Genomic DNA, 16,089 nt, shown 5'->3' on the forward strand with positions numbered 1-16,089 from the left:
GTGAAAATGTGAATTATTCTACGCTATTTTCATTTAACTTATATTTAACTTTTAATCTTTCGAATTTGTGAGATTTTAAAAGGATTTGGTCAACATTTTGATACAATAACCATGTAAAAAATAAATTATGTCAGAAAAGATATTATGGATCGATGATGAAATAGATTTACTTAAACCTCATATCGTATTTTTAGAAAAGAAAGGTTATCAGGTAACGCCTGTTAACAATGTCAATGAGGCTTTGGAACTTATGGATTCAGAGAAATTTGCTTTAACGCTAATTGATGAAAATATGCCGGGTATTTCCGGTCTGGAGGCAATTCCTATGATTAAGGAAAAAGATAATGCCTTAAAAATCGTCATGGTAACCAAAAGCGAAGAAGAACACATTATGGAAGAAGCGATCGGTTCCCAGATTGCCGATTATATATTAAAGCCTGTAAATCCCAATCAGATATTACTGTCCTTAAAGAAAAACCTTCAGCAGGATAATCTTGTGGAACAAAAAACAATTTTACAATACCAGCAGGAATTCAGAAACCTTTCCATGGAACTTTCTTATTTGAGAACGTATCAGGAATGGGCTGAGTATTATAAAAAGATTCTTAGCTGGGAAATCAAATTTGATAAGGTAGCAGACAATGAATTTGCCGATCTTCTGCAGTCTCAGAAGGAAGAAGCCAATATTCAGTTTGCCAAATTCATTGAGAAAAATTATGAAAACTGGCTTACAGATTCAGACAAACCGATGATGAGCCACACGCTTTTCAAGGAAAAAGTGAAGCCTGAAGTGGAAAAAGAGAAAGTTCTTTTACTGATGGTGGATAATCTTCGGTATGATCAGTGGAAAGTAATCGAACCTTTATTTACAAAATACTACAATAAAATATCGGAAGATTATTATTATAGTATTCTTCCGACAGCAACACAATATGCAAGGAATTCTTTCTTTGCAGGATTAATGCCGTCTGAGATAGAAAAACGCTTCCCTGATAAATGGTTTAATGATAACGAAGAAGGAAATAAAAATGAGTTTGAGCGTGACTTCCTGGAAGATCAGATGAAGAGAATCGGTCTTGGTTCAAAGTCTATGAAGTATCTTAAAGTACTGAACGCTGATTTTGAAAGAAAGATCTATGATGATTTCAACCAGCATAAAAATAATGACCTGCTGGTTATTGTGTACAACTTTATTGATATCCTGTCGCATGCAAAAACAGACAATCATATTGTAGACCAGCTGATTCGTGATGATAAGACTTTCCGTTCCCTTACCTTCAACTGGTTTGAAAACTCTTCTTTATTGAAGATCATTAAGGCAGCTGCAGAAAACGGATATAAACTGGTGATCACAACAGATCACGGTACTGTATATGTTAAAAAGCCAAGTAAAGTGGTAGGAGACAGAGAAACTTCTACGAATATCAGATATAAAACAGGCAAAAGCTTAACGTATGATGACAGTGATGTATGGGCTATTACCAATCCGGAAAAGCTTTTCCTGCCCAAAGGAAATTTAAGTTCGAAATATATTTTTGCTAAAAACAATATATTCCTGGCGTATCCTAAAAATTACAATCATTTTGTTAATTACTATAAAGAAACTTACCAGCATGGTGGAATTTCACTTGAAGAGTGTATTATTCCTATCAGTATTTTAGAACCCAAGTAGTTTTTTTCATAGTTTATTTAATTTTGGGTTTAAAGGCGGAAAAAATCTTGCGATTTTTTCCGCCTCTTTTTTAAGGCACTTATTTTGCATATCAACAGACAACCTTAAATATCTATTTATGAAAAAACACATTTTTATTGCAGCAGCATTTTCAGCATTATTTTTAACCTCATGTAATAAAGAAAAGACAACAACAGATTCCACTCCCGCTTCTGTAGACAGTATTGCATCCAAGCCATCTGATTCAGCAGCTGTTTCAGGTACTCAGGATGAAATTGTAAAAAGTACTTCGAAAGACAAGAACGGGAAAACCCTGGATATGACTTTCAACAATACCAAAAATACGGCTACTGTAGTATTCAACAATGAAACCATTGAGCTTCAGGGACAAAAACCTGCATCAGGAATATGGTACAAGAATGACCATTATGAACTGAGAGGAAAAGGCGAGGAAATAGAACTGACAAAAGACGGTAAAACAGTTTTTAAAAATTAAAATCACTTACTCAATATATAAAAGTCGGATTTGAAATTCAGAACCGGCTTTTTTTATTTCCCTACATTTGAAAAAAATTTATTTTGTTTATGAGATTAATCACTTACAATGTCAATGGAATCAGGGCGGCTTTTACGAAAGATTTTCTGGGCTGGCTGAAGACTGCCGATCCGGATATCATCTGTATTCAGGAGAGTAAGGCCGGAAACGATCAGATAGACATCGAAAGCCTTGAAAAATTGGGATATCACAGTTATTGGCACTCAGCGGTAAGAAAAGGCTACAGCGGGGTCGGAATTGCCTCAAAAATAAAACCCAACCATGTAGAGTATGGTTGTGGTATCGAAAGCTATGATAATGAAGGAAGAATCATCCGTGCAGATTTTGACGGATTTTCCGCGATTTCGGTATATGTTCCTTCTGCATCTAATATTGAGAGGTTAGATTTTAAAATGCAGTTCTGCCATGACTTTCTTGGGTATATTAAAAATTTAAAAAAAGAAATTCCTAATCTTATTATCTCCGGAGACTTTAATATCTGCCACGAGGCTATCGATATTCACAATCCTGTCGGTTTAAAGAATGTTTCAGGGTTTCTTCCTATGGAAAGAGAATGGATGACCAATTTTATCAATGAATGCGAACTGATTGACAGTTTCAGGTTCTTTAACAATGAACCTGACAATTATACATGGTGGAGCTACAGACAAAACTCAAGGGAAAGAAATAAAGGCTGGAGGTTAGATTATAACTTCACTTCGTATAGCTTAAAGGATAAGCTCAGCAGAGCTGTCATTTTAAAGGAAGCAGTACATTCTGACCATTGTCCTGCTTTATTGGAATTGGATGTATAATCAATGCTATATTTATCCATACAAAAAGCCAGCTGATCAGCTGGCTTTTTTTTAATTTAAATCATAAAATTAATCGACAATTTCATATTCGACTGGAATAGTACCATGATTGATATCTCCAATCTCATCGAACGCAGCTTTAGACATATCTAAAGATCTAGATGAATGGTAAGGCCCCCTGTCATTAATTCTCACTATTACCTCTTTACCATTTTTAAGGTTGGTTACCTTAACGTTTGTTCCAAATGGAAGCGTTCTGTTTGCTGCAGTAAACTTTGAATTATCAAAGATTTCTCCGCTAGCGGTTTTTCTACCGTTAAATCTATCGTGGTAGTACGATGCATAACTTGTTTTTTTCGCATCTAAGGTATTACTTGTAAATGAGTAAACACCTAGGGTTGAAATCATCATTATGATTACGAGAATGAATCTTTTCATCATTTTGAACTTTTATTGGTTTTGACGGGACAAAAGTATCAGGAATCTTCAGAAAACCCTACTCCATATGTTAAAATTAGTTAACAAAACACTAATAAAAAGTTAACAATCCTTGCAAAGCACTATAAATAGGGCTTTTAAGTTACACTGTTAAAAAATGTTAAAAAAAGATCTAAAAAGTTAACATAATTAACTAATTCATGCATAATTTAAAAATCACAAAGCTAAAATAGATTGATAATCAATATTTTACAAAAATCATAAAGTTAAAATAAAATTTCAAAACTACTTGTTAAAATTTTAAAGTCTTAAAATTCAACTTTAGGAAAAACTTTTCTCAGAAGCTCTTTAGCTTCATCTGTTGAAATTATGCAATTGATTTTTAACACCTTTTTATTTTGTTAAAATGTAAAGTCTGATTCATTATCAGTCCATATTTGATTTCAATTGTTCAAAAAGTGATTCAATCACGATGTATTACCCGAAAAAATAAAAGAACATCCTTCTCTGTAAAAAGCAAAAAACCAATGATTTCTCATTGGTTTTTTATTATATAATTAAGTATTATACTATTTTAAATATTCTAAAACATAATCATATGTACCACTTGGATATACTACAGACATACTAGGAGAACCTGTAACAGCAGCTCCAGTAGATATATCATATGAATACAATTCTCTGGAATATACATTATTAGTACCTGCTTTATAAATAGTAATTCCGTACAATGCTGTAATTCCACTTGGCGCTGGGATTGTTACTGCAGTAGTAGTTCCATTTGCAGTAAAAGTTCCTTTGATACCATAAATCTGCGCATTATTTACTTGTCTGTTTGTAACAGTTTCGGTAGTTAAGATATTTTCTTTAGCACTTGATGCTATAGGTCTCCACGTACCTCCGTTTACAGTAGCCGATTTATTATCATAATACCAATATCCTGGAGAAAGTGTACCTTGTGTTGCTCCCACACCAGCAACTCCACTTGCAGCAGTGTTGTAAACAACCATACCATCAAAACGAGTTGGGAAAGATGTTGGAAGGCCTGTAGGAGAACCTCCGAAAGCCGTAAATGTAGTTAAGTCTGTTCTAGGAAAAATTAACCCTTTCCCTACATTCGTAGTACTATTAGCCGTTGAATTAGAAGAACCATCAATGAAGGCAGACATATTACTAACTGCCGTATTGGAAGTATTATTTACAATTCTTACCTGTGCAAAAGTTAAACCAGCACCAGCTGTCATTAGTATAACAGCTAAAAATTTATTAGTGAATTTTTTCATTACTTTAATTTTTAAATGTTATACAATTAGTATCCAGAAATTATTGACCATGGGTTAGTAGCATCACCAGTATACAGTAGTATATTTCCTTGTCCTGCGATTAGAGTCTGGTTAGCCGTTTCTCTTGGAGCTGGACTTAGTGTAACATCAGTATTACCAATTACAGAAACATAAATTCTTTTTCCAACCGTTACACCAGTTGTAGGTAAAGTTAATTGAGTTGCACCAGTAGTTGTGAATAAAATGATATCATCTGTAGTAAGTGCTGTATAGCTAGCAGTTTGATTTGTAACATTTAAAGCAGGGTTTACAGGAGCTCCTCCACCTACAGCTTTCCAGGTAGAAGAAGCAGCATCATAATAGTAGAATCCTACGGCTGTTACGTTTACTGTTTTAGCAGTAGCGGTACCATCAATAGATGTAACAAAGGTTAAGGCACCATTTTGGTCAGCGATGTATGCAGCATCTTTTGCATACAACTGAGATCTTGTCATACGAGGGACTAATAAGGCATCAGGTCTTGCATTATCCGTAGTGTTTGCTTCTACATCTAAAGTCGCGGCAGGTGTGGTTGTGTTAATCCCCACTCGCCCCTGTTGAGCTTTAGAAACAGCCGAAAGGCCAACAAGCATAATTGCTGTTAATAAAAATTTTTTCATAAGTTTTTAAAGATTTTAAATTACATTTTTTTCATCAATATTTCCAAAAAGAGAAGGTACATCTCAACTTGTGAACATTACAATAAAACCAAAGTAATACAATAATAATTTCAATTGACTTTTAGCTTATTTAATGATAACTTGCTGAAATCACATGATTTAAAAATATTGCTTCTTGCGCAAATTTAAGCATAATTTTCGATTTTAAATACATTATAAAAGAAAATTAAAAATTCTTAATTACACAAAAAATACTAACTATTTGATTATCAGAAAAATAAAAACATATTACCGAGAAAATTCTATGTTAATTTTCATTAATAATTTGATTTCGGAAATACTATTTTCACTTGATTAGTAAGCCTTTAGCTAAACTAATTCTCCGTATAGGTCAAATTCTTCGGCAGAAGTAATTTTCACGTCTGCAAATTCACCAATTGAAATATAAGTATCTTCAGCTGAAACCAAAACCGTATTATCTACATCTGGTGAATCGTACTCAGTTCTTCCGATGAAATAATTTCCTTCTTTACGGTCAAAAATACATCTGAATACTTTACCTATTTTTTCCTGGTTTTTTTCCCATGATATCTGAGACTGCAGTTCCATTATTTCCTCTACTCTAGCCTCTTTTACTTCCTGTGGAATGTTATCTTCTAAAACATGGGCTGTCGTATTCTCTTCATGAGAATAGGTAAAACAGCCTAATCTGTCAAATTTTTGTTCTCTTACCCAGTCTTTAAGCTCCTGAAATATCTCTTCTGTTTCACCAGGATACCCAACAATAAGCGTTGTTCTGATGGCCATATCAGGAACTTTTTCTCTGAATTTTCCTAAAAGGGCATCTGTTTTCTCATGGGTAGTTCCTCTCTTCATAGATTTCAGTAAGTCTGAATTGATATGCTGAAGAGGAATATCTATATAATTACATACTTTAGGCTCTTCACGGATAATATCAAGAACATCTTCAGGGAAACCGCTTGGGAAAGCATAGTGAAGACGAATCCATTCCACTCCTTCTACTTTCACCAATTCTTTTAAAAGATCACCCAGTGCTCTTTTTTTATAAAGATCCAAGCCATAGTACGTAAGGTCCTGGGCAATAAGAATCAATTCTTTCGTTCCTTTTTTAGCCAGTTTCTGAGCTTCTAACACCAGTTTTTCGATTGGCGTTGAAACGTGACCTCCTCTCATCAATGGGATCGCACAGAAAGAACATGGTCTGTCACAGCCTTCAGAAATTTTAAGGTATGCGTAATGTTTGGGAGTTGTTGTTAATCTTTCTCCTACCAGTTCATGTTTATAATCTGCTCCCAGATGCTTCAAAAGTACCGGAAGATCTCTTGTTCCGAAATATTGATCTACATCCGGGATTTCTTTGATCAGATCCGGTTTATATCTTTCAGACAGACATCCTGTAACGAATACTTTTTCCACCTCGCCTCTGTTTTTAGCGTCAACATAATCCAGGATGGTATTGATAGACTCTTCTTTCGCATTGTCAATAAATCCGCAGGTATTGATGACCACAATGTCCCCACGGTCTTCATGAACCACTTCTTTTCCATTGGCTTTCAGCTGGCTCATTAATACTTCAGAATCATATACATTCTTGGAACATCCAAGAGTGACTACATTGATTTTCTTCTTCCCTACAGATTTTGTACGCATCGTTTTGATTTTGAGTCTGCAAAGATACAAAATATTGGAGAGTTAGGATTAAAAAATAAAAACCACTTTATAAAAGTGGTTTTCAGGAATATGCTTTAAAAGTTTTTTTCTTTAAATCCAGGAGCGTTCTGATCTTTTTCGGAAAGTATGGCATCTTTTTCATCTACTTTCCAATCGATATTAAGATCAGGATCATTGAATTTTACACTGCCTTCTGACTCTTTATTGTAAAAATTATCACATTTATACGAAAATACAGCATGGGTACTTAATACAGAAAAACCATGTCCGAAACCTCTCGGCACATACAACTGTAATTTGTTTTCAGCAGTAAGTTCTATTCCGAACCATTTTCCGAATGTAGGAGAATCTTCCCTAAGATCTACAGCCACATCCCAAACACTTCCTTCAAGACAGGAAACCAGTTTTGCCTGGGCATGTTCTCCTTTCTGAAGATGCAGGCCTCTTAATACTCCGTAGGAAGATCTGGAAATATTATCCTGCACAAAGTGCCCGTTCATTCCGGTAAGTTCTTCGAATTTTTTTTCATTAAACTTTTCAAAGAAGTAGCCTCTTTCATCTTCAAATATGGTAGGCTCTATGATGTAGCAGTCTTTAAGCGGGGTTTCTTTAATTTTCATAATAGTTAAAAACTCTATTTCAATGTGGTTATTAATGTTTTAAATAAGATCTTTATATCGTTTTTGAAAGACATCTTTTCAAAATAGTCCAGATTCATTTTTACTTTGTTCGGAAATAACACTTCATCATTGTAAGCTAAAGGATCTTCCTGGTTTTTCAGAAGGTATTCTTCGTCTCTGTATTTAATACTTGCTTCACAGGTAAGCCCGGGTTTCAGTTCCAGAACTTTCCTGTCTTCTCCGACAAGTTTATCGTAATATCCTTCAATATCAGGCCTAGGACCTACAAAACTCATATCACCTTTTACAATATTAAACAATTGCGGAAATTCATCGAGCTTAAATTTTCTGAGAGTCTGCCCTATTTTTGAGCATGTTCTCTTCTGTTCATGAATTGTTTTAATTTTAAAAATGGTAAAAGGTTTTCCATACTGCCCTATCCGGGTCTGAAAAAAGATTCCGTTGGAAGATGTATCCAGACTTGCAATCACAAATAAAATAATCAGTACAGGCATAAGAAAAAGGATCAATATTGCCGCTAAGGCAAAATCAAAAACTTTTTTCCAATATTTATACTGATTCATTAAATTCAAATAATATTAAAGTCCAAAGTAAGAATGAACAACCTTTGCTATTCTTTCTTTGTCATCCTCTGACAGATTAGAGCCTGAAGGAAGGCATAATCCGTTATCAAAAAGTTTTTCAGAAACATTCCCGCCATAATAAGGAGAAGTTTCAAAAACCGGCTGTAAATGCATAGGTTTCCAAAGCGGTCTTGATTCTATATTGTCTTCTAAAAATGCAAGTCTTAAACCTTCTCTGTTTTTTCCTGTCATTTCCGGATCAACAATCACTGCGGATAACCAGTGGTTGGAATAAAAATCATCATTCGACTCTGAGAATACAGTTACCCCTTCAATATTGCGGAAAAGGTCAACATAGAAATTGTGCATTGCTCTACGGGCAGCAACCCTGTCCTTAAGCACTTCCATCTGTCCTCTTCCTATTCCTGCTACAATATTGCTCATTCTGTAGTTGAAACCGATGTGTGAGTGCTGATAGTGGGGAGCATTATCTCTGGCCTGTGTAGAAAGGAAAACGGTTTTATCTTTATCTTCCTGAGTATGACAAACCAAAGCTCCACCTCCTGAAGTGGTAATAATTTTATTTCCGTTAAAACTTAAAATTCCAAAACGGCCGAATGTTCCGCATGCCTGTCCTTTATAAGTTGAGCCCAGGGCTTCAGCAGCATCTTCTATCAAAGGGATCTGGAATTCCTGAGCAACGGCAGTAATTTCGTCCATTTTTGCCGGCATACCATACAGATGTACGACAATGATTGCTTTAGGTTTTGTTCCTTTTTGGATTCTGTCTTCGATGGCTTCTCTCAGCGCTTTAGGGCACATATTCCATGTAACCGGTTCACTATCAACAAAAACAGGAATTGCTCCACAATACGCAATTGGATTGGCTGAAGCAGAGAAAGTCATGGATTGACAGATCACCTCATCGCCATGTACAATTCCGCATTCGATAAGAGCAAGGTGTAATGCTGCAGTACCTGCAGACAGCGCAGCCACTTTTACGCTTCCACCTAAAAACTGCTCCAGATCACCTTCAAATCCGTTAACATTAGGTCCCAACGGAGCTACCCAGTTTTCTTCAAATGCTTCGTTGATGTATTTTTGTTCATTCCCTCCCATATGCGGTGAGGACAGCCAGATTTTAGTATTCATATTTTTGATTAGTAACTTGTTTATATAATATTTTTCTTGATAATTCTCCCCGGATTTCCCACAATAACTGAGTAATCGGGAACATCGGTAATGATGACTGCACCGGCACCAATTACACACCATTTTCCTATTTTGATTCCCTGGATTACAGAAGCTCCTATTCCAATCTGAGAGCCTTCACCTACTTCCACTCCTCCGGCAAGTGCTGAGTTGGGAGAAATATGAACAAAATCTTCAATCACACAATCATGATCTACAGATGCATTGGTATTGATGATACAATGTTTTCCAATGGCCGTATCTGCATTAATTACCACGCCTCCCATGATTACTGTTCCTTCTTCTATTTTCACAGAGCCTGAAATGATTGTTTTGGGATGTATTAAAGTGCCAATTTCATGATTAATCTGTTCTGCGATTTTCTTACGGATCAGATTGTTGCCAATTGAAATAATCAGTTTTTCTTTATCGTCCGGTAAATTATTCAGAACCGGAGATCCATAGCATTCCTTTTTAGTGACATCCTGATCTATGAATGCCTTAATTTTTATGTCATTAGCAGCAGCAATATCTGCAATTACCTTTCCATGTCCGCTTGCTCCAAATAAATACATAGCTATTATTTAATTTCCTTGAAATGGTTCTATGGTAACGTGTCCATCGGCTGAAATACCTTCTCTTATAAAAACTTTCTTTATAGTAAGAAATATTATTTTCAGATCCAGAATAAAGGATACATGATCCACATACCAGACATCTAAATTAAACTTTTCTTCCCAGGAAATAGCATTTCTACCGTTAATCTGTGCCCATCCTGTAATTCCCGGTCTTACTTCATGTCTTCTTGCCTGATGATCATTATAAAGCGGCAGATATTGTACAAGAAGAGGTCTGGGGCCAATAAGAGACATATCTCCTTTCAAAACATTAATTAACTGTGGAATTTCATCCAGGGATGTTTTACGGACAAATGAACCCACTGCGGTTAATCTTTCTGCATCTGATAAAAGATTTCCATTGGAATCCTTTTTATCATTCATTGTTTTAAACTTTATAATTTTAAATACCTTTCCGTTCTTCCCAGGTCTTAACTGAAAGAAAAATGGTTTTCCATCATTGGATAGGAACAATCCTACCATCACAATAAGAAAAATCGGAAGCAATAAGGTAATTCCCATCAGAGAAAATACAAAGTCGAAAATCCTCTTTAAATAATTTTTATACATTCTTAAAAGTTAGATACATTCGTCATAATACATCATGAGATTCTACTCAGTTTCTTCTGTTTTTGCTGTATTACTAATCCCAATAATTATTGAACTAAAGTACAAAAATTCCGGTATATTAAAAAGATTACAAGATGTCTGTACGAGTGTAAAATATTGCAAAAATAAAGCAAAAATCAGTTTATAGTATATATTACTTTTTTTTATGTTCAAGAATATAGAAGCATTTTGGAATACCTTTAAAAATTTTAGAAAATAAATAATTAACCCCAGGATGCCGGTAGCCATTAAAAGCTCTAAAAAGATATTATGCGGATGAACTCCATCCTTAAATAATATTCTTCCTCCTAAAAAAGGGTTTGAATTAAAAATTTCAATGGCTCCTCTATATAATGGGCCTCTGCTTGATGTATCTCCCTGGGCAATCCATTTATACATTCTATTGAAGCTTGCTATTTGTTCATCTCCATATTGTTCGTGGAGAAAAATCAGTGCTATAAATGACAAGGCCAATATAACTGCATATAACACATATTTTTTGTTTTCCTTCAAAAGAATAAGGTAAAAAGAACATACAAAAACCGCAATTAACGGGCTTCTTGCCATAGATTGAATCACATTAAAGATTCCTAATAAAAGGCAGAAGAATAAAAAATAAGAATTATAGTCTTTTTTACAAAATAAAAGTAAAAATAACGATATAATAAATAATGAGGCTCCAATATGGCCATACATTATGTAATATGTACTAAAAATATGATCTAAGTTTATATAGCCATATATGTAATTGAAAACAAGAAGACCGCATAAAACTGAGATACAGAGTTTTGTAATACTTTTGAAATTTACTTTGTTGTAATTAATACATAATAATGCAATACTTGGTACAAGTATTATAAATAAAATCCTGAAAATATCTTCATTTTTTGATTGTAGTACTTCCTGATCAAAAGAATAATTATTGAACGAATAGATAAGTTTGATAATGTAAAAAATCCAAAATCCAATAAGGCTTACCAGTGAAATATTTTTAAAACTAATATTTTTTCTTTCTCTATAGATGATAAATACAGAAAAGACAATAATAAAAATACGATACGGTATAGAAAAGTCCCTGGGATTCATTTCTAATGGTTTTGCAAAAGAAATGGCAACAGTATTTCCTACCATAACAGATAACAGGAATAGTTTATCAATGAAACTATTATTAACAGTAATTTTCAAAATAAAGCCTATTTTTTATTTCAGCCAGTGCAAAGCTACTTCTTTTGCTTTACGGAATGAAATAAAATAGCATCCATGTATTTTTTCCCCAGTACCGGATACGTTCTGTTTTCAAAAATCCATTGTCTCCCTTTATTGCCTATGGTCATTCTTTCCTCGGAACTCATATTGGCATAATATAGAATCGCGCTTTTAATATCTTCCGCAGATGTACTGTTGATAAATCTACCGCAATCCGCCTCATTAATCATGGAAGGATATCCTGTATAAGAAGCTATTATAGGTTTCGCAGCCAACATATATTCAACCACTTTATTCATAGATTGTCCATAATCCCAAACTTTCGAATCTTTAGTAGACAAATAAAGAATATCACAAGCTTCGAGGAAAAATTTAACTTCAGTTTGCTGGATTCTTTGTAAAAATGTAACATTGGAACAATCTTTTAACTGTTCTTCGTAAGATTCTCTGAGATCACCGCTCCCAACAAGTACAAAATGAATATGACGATCTTCCTTCATGGCTTTTATTGTTTCAATAAAAGGCTCCAATGCATTGGTAACTCCCATACTCCCAGCATAGCCAATAATTACTTTATCTGATGGTATTACCTCCAAAAACGGGTTCTTTTCTTTTAAAAAGTCTTCAGAATAGTTATCAGGATCAAATCCTAATGGGGAGCAATGAAAAGGTCTTTTATATCCCAATAATTGTTCTACATGTAAATCCAGCCTCGGCATTGTTCCTGCAACCAAATCAGCTTTCTTATATCCAAATTTTTCTATAAATCCTATCAGTAAAACAAGAGGATGCCATTTTGAGAACCCAGCTTCCTCCGTCATTGTTAAAGGCCAGATATCACGGATTTCAAAAACCAAAAAGCTCCCAAACTTCTTTTTCAGATAATAACCATAAATAATGGTAAAAATAGAAAGTGAAGAAACAATAACCACATCAGGCCTTGCCATCCCGGAAAGTTTCATTGAGAAAAGCTTTCTTTCAAAATCAAACCAGGACAATATTCTGTCTATAGATGCGGTTTTGATATATTTTTTAGTTTTAATCCATCTTATAGCCACTCCATCCTGCTCTTCATCGTTATATATTTTATCAGTTTCAGGACAATGGGTGAAATGGTTAGAATCTGAAGTTATCATGAGGGTATTATTTCCCTGTCTTTTAAACTCTCTTGCCAAATAAAACAAACGTGAGGGAACTTTTGCGTATTGTGGCGGTGAGGCATATTTGGAAATCAGCCAGATATTTTTATTCATTTTCATCACTGAAGTGTTGGTTTTTTAATAGGATCTATCAGAAAATCAAGCATAATTGCTTCATTCAAAATATTGCTGTTATTAAGATTCCTGATTGTAAGAGCATCTTCAAGTCTACTGATATTAGAAACAAAATCTTTTACTTTATTTTTATTTTCTAAAATATTTGTTTGTATTCTTTCTCCCACACCATCATTTACCCAATTCTGGGTAACGTCAAAGCCTCTTTTTAAACGGTTTTTAAGAATATAGCCTGGTACGTCTTTTTTCATCATTTCACGTAGTATCCACTTTCCATATCCATGTTTAATCTTAAGCAAATCCGGCAATGCCAGAGCAAACTCTACCAATCTATAGTCCATAAAAGGTAGTCTGCTTTCAATAGAAAAATACATTGAGTTTCTATCTTCATATCTTAAAAGAGAAGGAATACTATATTTTTGAATATCTGATATCTGTCTGTTTGATAAAGATGTATTTTCAAAGAGATTTAAAGAAATTTCCGGTAAGCAATCCAGGAATGATGTATCTTTTCCTGTTGTTTTCAGATATCTGTTTTTCTCATTCCAATATGTTTTTATTTGTTTGGTTTCAAATATCAGCATAAGAGCTAATGAGTGAAAATATTGCAAACCCGGCAGAATTTCCTTTTTTTCTATTGCCTTTTTCAGTGCCACTACGAAGAATTTTCTGTATCCTGCGAATATTTCATCACCTCCCTGGCCACCTAATAAAACTTTAATGTTTCTTTCTTTTACCTGCTTGTATACTTCATGCTGTGCTATAATACTTAATCCAAGGAAAGGGGATTCCTGTGCCTCCATGGTCTGATCATAGATATTTCCCATCTCTTGTGCGGTATAAGAATGGTGAATATATTCAACATTAATATTTTTGTCTTTTGCAAATTTATTAATAATTGGCCCCTCTGATTTGGGATGGTCCGGAGCACCATAACTGAAAGCCATCAGATGATCTATTTCTTTCGATGTAATTGCCGCTATAGAAGACGAATCTACTCCACCACTTAAAGAGATTGCCAGAGGAACATCACTTCTCAGACGTATTTTTGTTGAATTTTCCAACAGGGCTTTCCCTTGGGAAATTAATTCATCCGAGCTTAATGACTCCAATTCCTTTCTTTTTTTGGCAACCTGTTCTTCCAGAGAATACCATGTTTTGGTTTCTATTTTCAGTTTTTCATCCAGCGTACATTTCATCAATGATCCTGGCAAAAGATATTTTACATTTTTGAAAGGAGTTCTGTCTTCATATCCTTCGAAAAAACCGAATCTTATCCCACTGGAACAATATTCCAGATCTATTTCCGGATTTATTTGTTTTGCTACAGAGGCTATGGAAGAGGAGAACAATAGCTGATCATTAAAAAAAGTATATATTAATGGTTTAACGCCAAATCTGTCTCTTACCAGATAGAACTCACCTTTAATCTTATCAAATATACCAAAAACAAACATTCCGTTCAGTTTATTCAGACAAGCTTCGCCCCAGCATTCCCAGGATCTCAAAAGCACCTCAGTATCTCCTGTGGTTCTGAATGTAAAACCATTAGTTATCAATTCTTCACGGATTTCCTGATAATTATATATTTCACCATTAAAAGTGATAGTATACCTTTCATCATCAGAAATCATAGGCTGGTTGGATGCTCCTGAAAGATCTATAATGGCAAGTCTTGAGTGGGCTAAAGTTACTGACCAATTCTCATATTCTGTTTTTTCAACTCCATAGTAATCTGGTCCTCTTCTTCGTATATAATTATGCAAATCACTTCCTTCTTCAAAATTGAGGTTTTGTGATCTTTTAAACTCTATTGCTCCTGTTATTCCGCACATGTTAGTTTGATAAAAGTTTTTGATAAAACGTTAATAATTTTTCAGACTGGCTTTCCCATGAAAAATTTTCATAAACTAGCTTTTGTCCCACTTCACCCATTTGTTTAGCCCTTTCTTTGTTAAGAATAAAATAATCGATAGCATCGGCTATTTCCTGAGGCTTTTGAGGGTTTACAAAAATACAACAATCACTCCCTTTCAATAAACTTCTCCAGTAAGGAAAATCTGAGGCAATAAACGGAATTCCTGCAACCATATATTCAAACATCTTTATCGGCAAACTCACTAGAAATGTTGGAATGGGATGCAAAGTAACTACACCTACTAACGAACGGTTATAAATATCATCTACTTCTTCAGAATTTACATATCCAAAATCATTAACCAGATGATAGTCTTTATGTTCCTTTATCTCTTTTTCCAGAGCAGGAGAAGAGTACATTCCTGCCAGATTCAGTTTGGCTTTTGATTTGGTGAGCTCTAATGAATTCATCAAATCTTTGATTCCTCTCGTATCATCAATAGATCCAACATAACAAACTTCATTCTTTTTTTCATCCCAGGAAATACTCTCCTGTTTCTTACCAGATAAGATAGGATAGTTATTGATATTTTCAGTTTGTCTGGCAAATTTTTTAAAATAACTTTCAATATGAGGTGTTGCACCAATCACTCCGTCTATTTTTTTACAGATATAACGTTCAAAATTCTCATATAATAGAGAAATTATATTCGAAAAAGGGGATTTTAAATAGGGCGAAACTAAAATAGTGTTTACAGTATCTTCATGAGAATCAAAGATTACTTTTTTATTGAGCTTTTTTAGTTTTTTTGCTATTAAAAGCAACTCAGGGTCATGAAGATGAAATACATCTGCGTTGAGTTCGTTAGCTTTATTAAAAATTTTGGTTGTAGTTTTCGTAATTCTTTTTAATCTGCCATCAGGTGCACCTACATCTATAATTTCCACATTGTCTATCACCTCATTACCTTTACCATCAGCAACTACCAATGATACCTTGATATCATCGGATGCCAGACTTTTGCACATCTTATGAA

16 protein-coding genes are annotated in these 16,089 nt (G+C 34.3%); 3 read left to right on the forward strand and 13 right to left on the reverse strand.

Features of this window, described 5'->3' with window-relative positions:
* Nucleotides 1–127 precede the first annotated feature (127 nt).
* The 3 genes from FFS26_RS11375 (at nt 128) to FFS26_RS11385 (ending at nt 3,022) form a co-directional block, all read left to right on the forward strand.
* Entirely contained in the window at nt 128–1,672 is a 1,545-nt protein-coding gene (locus FFS26_RS11375; RefSeq protein ID WP_110010007.1) for a bifunctional response regulator/alkaline phosphatase family protein, read from the forward strand.
* Nucleotides 1,673–1,790: 118 nt separating this feature from the next.
* The gene (locus tag FFS26_RS11380; RefSeq protein WP_137905074.1) at nt 1,791–2,168 is read left to right on the forward strand and encodes an MliC family protein; all 378 of its coding nucleotides are present in this window, start codon (nt 1,791–1,793) and stop codon (nt 2,166–2,168) included.
* Between the two features lie 89 nt (nt 2,169–2,257).
* Nucleotides 2,258–3,022, forward strand: a complete 765-nt coding sequence (locus FFS26_RS11385) for an exodeoxyribonuclease III (RefSeq protein ID WP_110010009.1) — start codon at nt 2,258–2,260, stop codon at nt 3,020–3,022.
* Nucleotides 3,023–3,091: 69 nt separating this feature from the next.
* Here FFS26_RS11385 and FFS26_RS11390 read toward each other — a convergent pair whose 3' ends face one another.
* From FFS26_RS11390 to FFS26_RS11450, 13 genes are all read right to left on the reverse strand, one after another.
* Nucleotides 3,092–3,463, reverse strand: a complete 372-nt coding sequence (locus FFS26_RS11390) for a septal ring lytic transglycosylase RlpA family protein (protein WP_137905075.1) — start codon at nt 3,461–3,463, stop codon at nt 3,092–3,094.
* Nucleotides 3,464–4,029: 566 nt separating this feature from the next.
* Nucleotides 4,030–4,704: a hypothetical protein gene (locus tag FFS26_RS11395; protein WP_137905076.1), complete on the reverse strand. Its 675-nt coding sequence runs from the start codon at nt 4,702–4,704 to the stop codon at nt 4,030–4,032.
* A gap of 65 nt (nt 4,705–4,769) precedes the next feature.
* Nucleotides 4,770–5,330 (reverse strand): hypothetical protein, encoded by a 561-nt coding sequence (locus tag FFS26_RS11400; protein WP_137905077.1) that lies wholly within the window; start codon nt 5,328–5,330, stop codon nt 4,770–4,772.
* A 441-nt stretch (nt 5,331–5,771) separates the two neighbouring features.
* Nucleotides 5,772–7,073, reverse strand: coding sequence for a 30S ribosomal protein S12 methylthiotransferase RimO (rimO, locus tag FFS26_RS11405; protein ID WP_137905078.1), 1,302 nt, complete (start codon nt 7,071–7,073; stop codon nt 5,772–5,774).
* A 95-nt stretch (nt 7,074–7,168) separates the two neighbouring features.
* Nucleotides 7,169–7,714 (reverse strand): dTDP-4-dehydrorhamnose 3,5-epimerase, encoded by a 546-nt coding sequence (gene rfbC / locus FFS26_RS11410; RefSeq protein WP_110010014.1) that lies wholly within the window; start codon nt 7,712–7,714, stop codon nt 7,169–7,171.
* A 14-nt stretch (nt 7,715–7,728) separates the two neighbouring features.
* On the reverse strand, nt 7,729–8,298 hold the full coding sequence (locus tag FFS26_RS11415; RefSeq protein ID WP_110010015.1) for a sugar transferase: 570 nt from the start codon (nt 8,296–8,298) through the stop codon (nt 7,729–7,731).
* A gap of 15 nt (nt 8,299–8,313) precedes the next feature.
* Complete coding sequence (locus FFS26_RS11420) at nt 8,314–9,450, reverse strand: DegT/DnrJ/EryC1/StrS family aminotransferase (RefSeq protein ID WP_110010016.1); 1,137 nt, start codon at nt 9,448–9,450, stop codon at nt 8,314–8,316.
* Between the two features lie 20 nt (nt 9,451–9,470).
* Nucleotides 9,471–10,064, reverse strand: a complete 594-nt coding sequence (locus FFS26_RS11425) for an acetyltransferase (RefSeq protein ID WP_137905079.1) — start codon at nt 10,062–10,064, stop codon at nt 9,471–9,473.
* A gap of 9 nt (nt 10,065–10,073) precedes the next feature.
* On the reverse strand, nt 10,074–10,676 hold the full coding sequence (locus FFS26_RS11430; protein WP_137905080.1) for a sugar transferase: 603 nt from the start codon (nt 10,674–10,676) through the stop codon (nt 10,074–10,076).
* 42 nt (nt 10,677–10,718) lie between these two features.
* Nucleotides 10,719–11,900, reverse strand: coding sequence for an O-antigen ligase family protein (locus FFS26_RS11435; protein ID WP_137905081.1), 1,182 nt, complete (start codon nt 11,898–11,900; stop codon nt 10,719–10,721).
* 35 nt (nt 11,901–11,935) lie between these two features.
* Nucleotides 11,936–13,180 carry a glycosyltransferase family 4 protein gene (locus FFS26_RS11440; protein WP_110010020.1) on the reverse strand — a complete coding sequence of 415 codons (1,245 nt, stop codon included), beginning with the start codon at nt 13,178–13,180 and terminating at the stop codon, nt 11,936–11,938.
* Nucleotides 13,180–15,030 carry an asparagine synthase (glutamine-hydrolyzing) gene (gene asnB / locus FFS26_RS11445; protein WP_137905082.1) on the reverse strand — a complete coding sequence of 617 codons (1,851 nt, stop codon included), beginning with the start codon at nt 15,028–15,030 and terminating at the stop codon, nt 13,180–13,182. Before asnB ends, FFS26_RS11440 begins: the two co-directional genes overlap by 1 nt.
* Before the next feature lies 1 nt (nt 15,031).
* Nucleotides 15,032–16,081, reverse strand: a complete 1,050-nt coding sequence (locus FFS26_RS11450) for a glycosyltransferase (RefSeq protein WP_171006292.1) — start codon at nt 16,079–16,081, stop codon at nt 15,032–15,034.
* Between the last annotated feature and the right edge of the window lie 8 nt (nt 16,082–16,089).

Origin of the sequence: Chryseobacterium sp. 2VB (genome assembly GCF_005503635.1) — a bacterium.
Classification (GTDB): Bacteria; Bacteroidota; Bacteroidia; order Flavobacteriales; family Weeksellaceae; genus Chryseobacterium; species Chryseobacterium cupriresistens.

Bases quoted from the DNA above. Each gene is read 5' to 3' on its own strand.
- FFS26_RS11375 (WP_110010007.1), top strand. From the start codon at position 128: ATGTCAGAAAAGATATTATGGATCGATGATGAAATAGATTTACTTAAA.
- FFS26_RS11380 (WP_137905074.1), top strand. From the start codon at position 1,791: ATGAAAAAACACATTTTTATTGCAGCAGCATTTTCAGCATTATTTTTA.
- FFS26_RS11385 (WP_110010009.1), top strand. From the start codon at position 2,258: ATGAGATTAATCACTTACAATGTCAATGGAATCAGGGCGGCTTTTACG.
- FFS26_RS11390 (WP_137905075.1), bottom strand. From the start codon at position 3,463: ATGATGAAAAGATTCATTCTCGTAATCATAATGATGATTTCAACCCTA.
- FFS26_RS11395 (WP_137905076.1), bottom strand. From the start codon at position 4,704: ATGACAGCTGGTGCTGGTTTAACTTTTGCACAGGTAAGAATTGTAAAT.
- rimO (WP_137905078.1), bottom strand. From the start codon at position 7,073: ATGCGTACAAAATCTGTAGGGAAGAAGAAAATCAATGTAGTCACTCTT.
- rfbC (WP_110010014.1), bottom strand. From the start codon at position 7,714: ATGAAAATTAAAGAAACCCCGCTTAAAGACTGCTACATCATAGAGCCT.
- FFS26_RS11415 (WP_110010015.1), bottom strand. From the start codon at position 8,298: ATGAATCAGTATAAATATTGGAAAAAAGTTTTTGATTTTGCCTTAGCG.
- FFS26_RS11420 (WP_110010016.1), bottom strand. From the start codon at position 9,450: ATGAATACTAAAATCTGGCTGTCCTCACCGCATATGGGAGGGAATGAA.
- FFS26_RS11425 (WP_137905079.1), bottom strand. From the start codon at position 10,064: ATGTATTTATTTGGAGCAAGCGGACATGGAAAGGTAATTGCAGATATT.
- FFS26_RS11430 (WP_137905080.1), bottom strand. From the start codon at position 10,676: ATGTATAAAAATTATTTAAAGAGGATTTTCGACTTTGTATTTTCTCTG.
- FFS26_RS11440 (WP_110010020.1), bottom strand. From the start codon at position 13,180: ATGAAAATGAATAAAAATATCTGGCTGATTTCCAAATATGCCTCACCG.
- asnB (WP_137905082.1), bottom strand. From the start codon at position 15,030: ATGTGCGGAATAACAGGAGCAATAGAGTTTAAAAGATCACAAAACCTC.
- FFS26_RS11450 (WP_171006292.1), bottom strand. From the start codon at position 16,081: ATGTGCAAAAGTCTGGCATCCGATGATATCAAGGTATCATTGGTAGTT.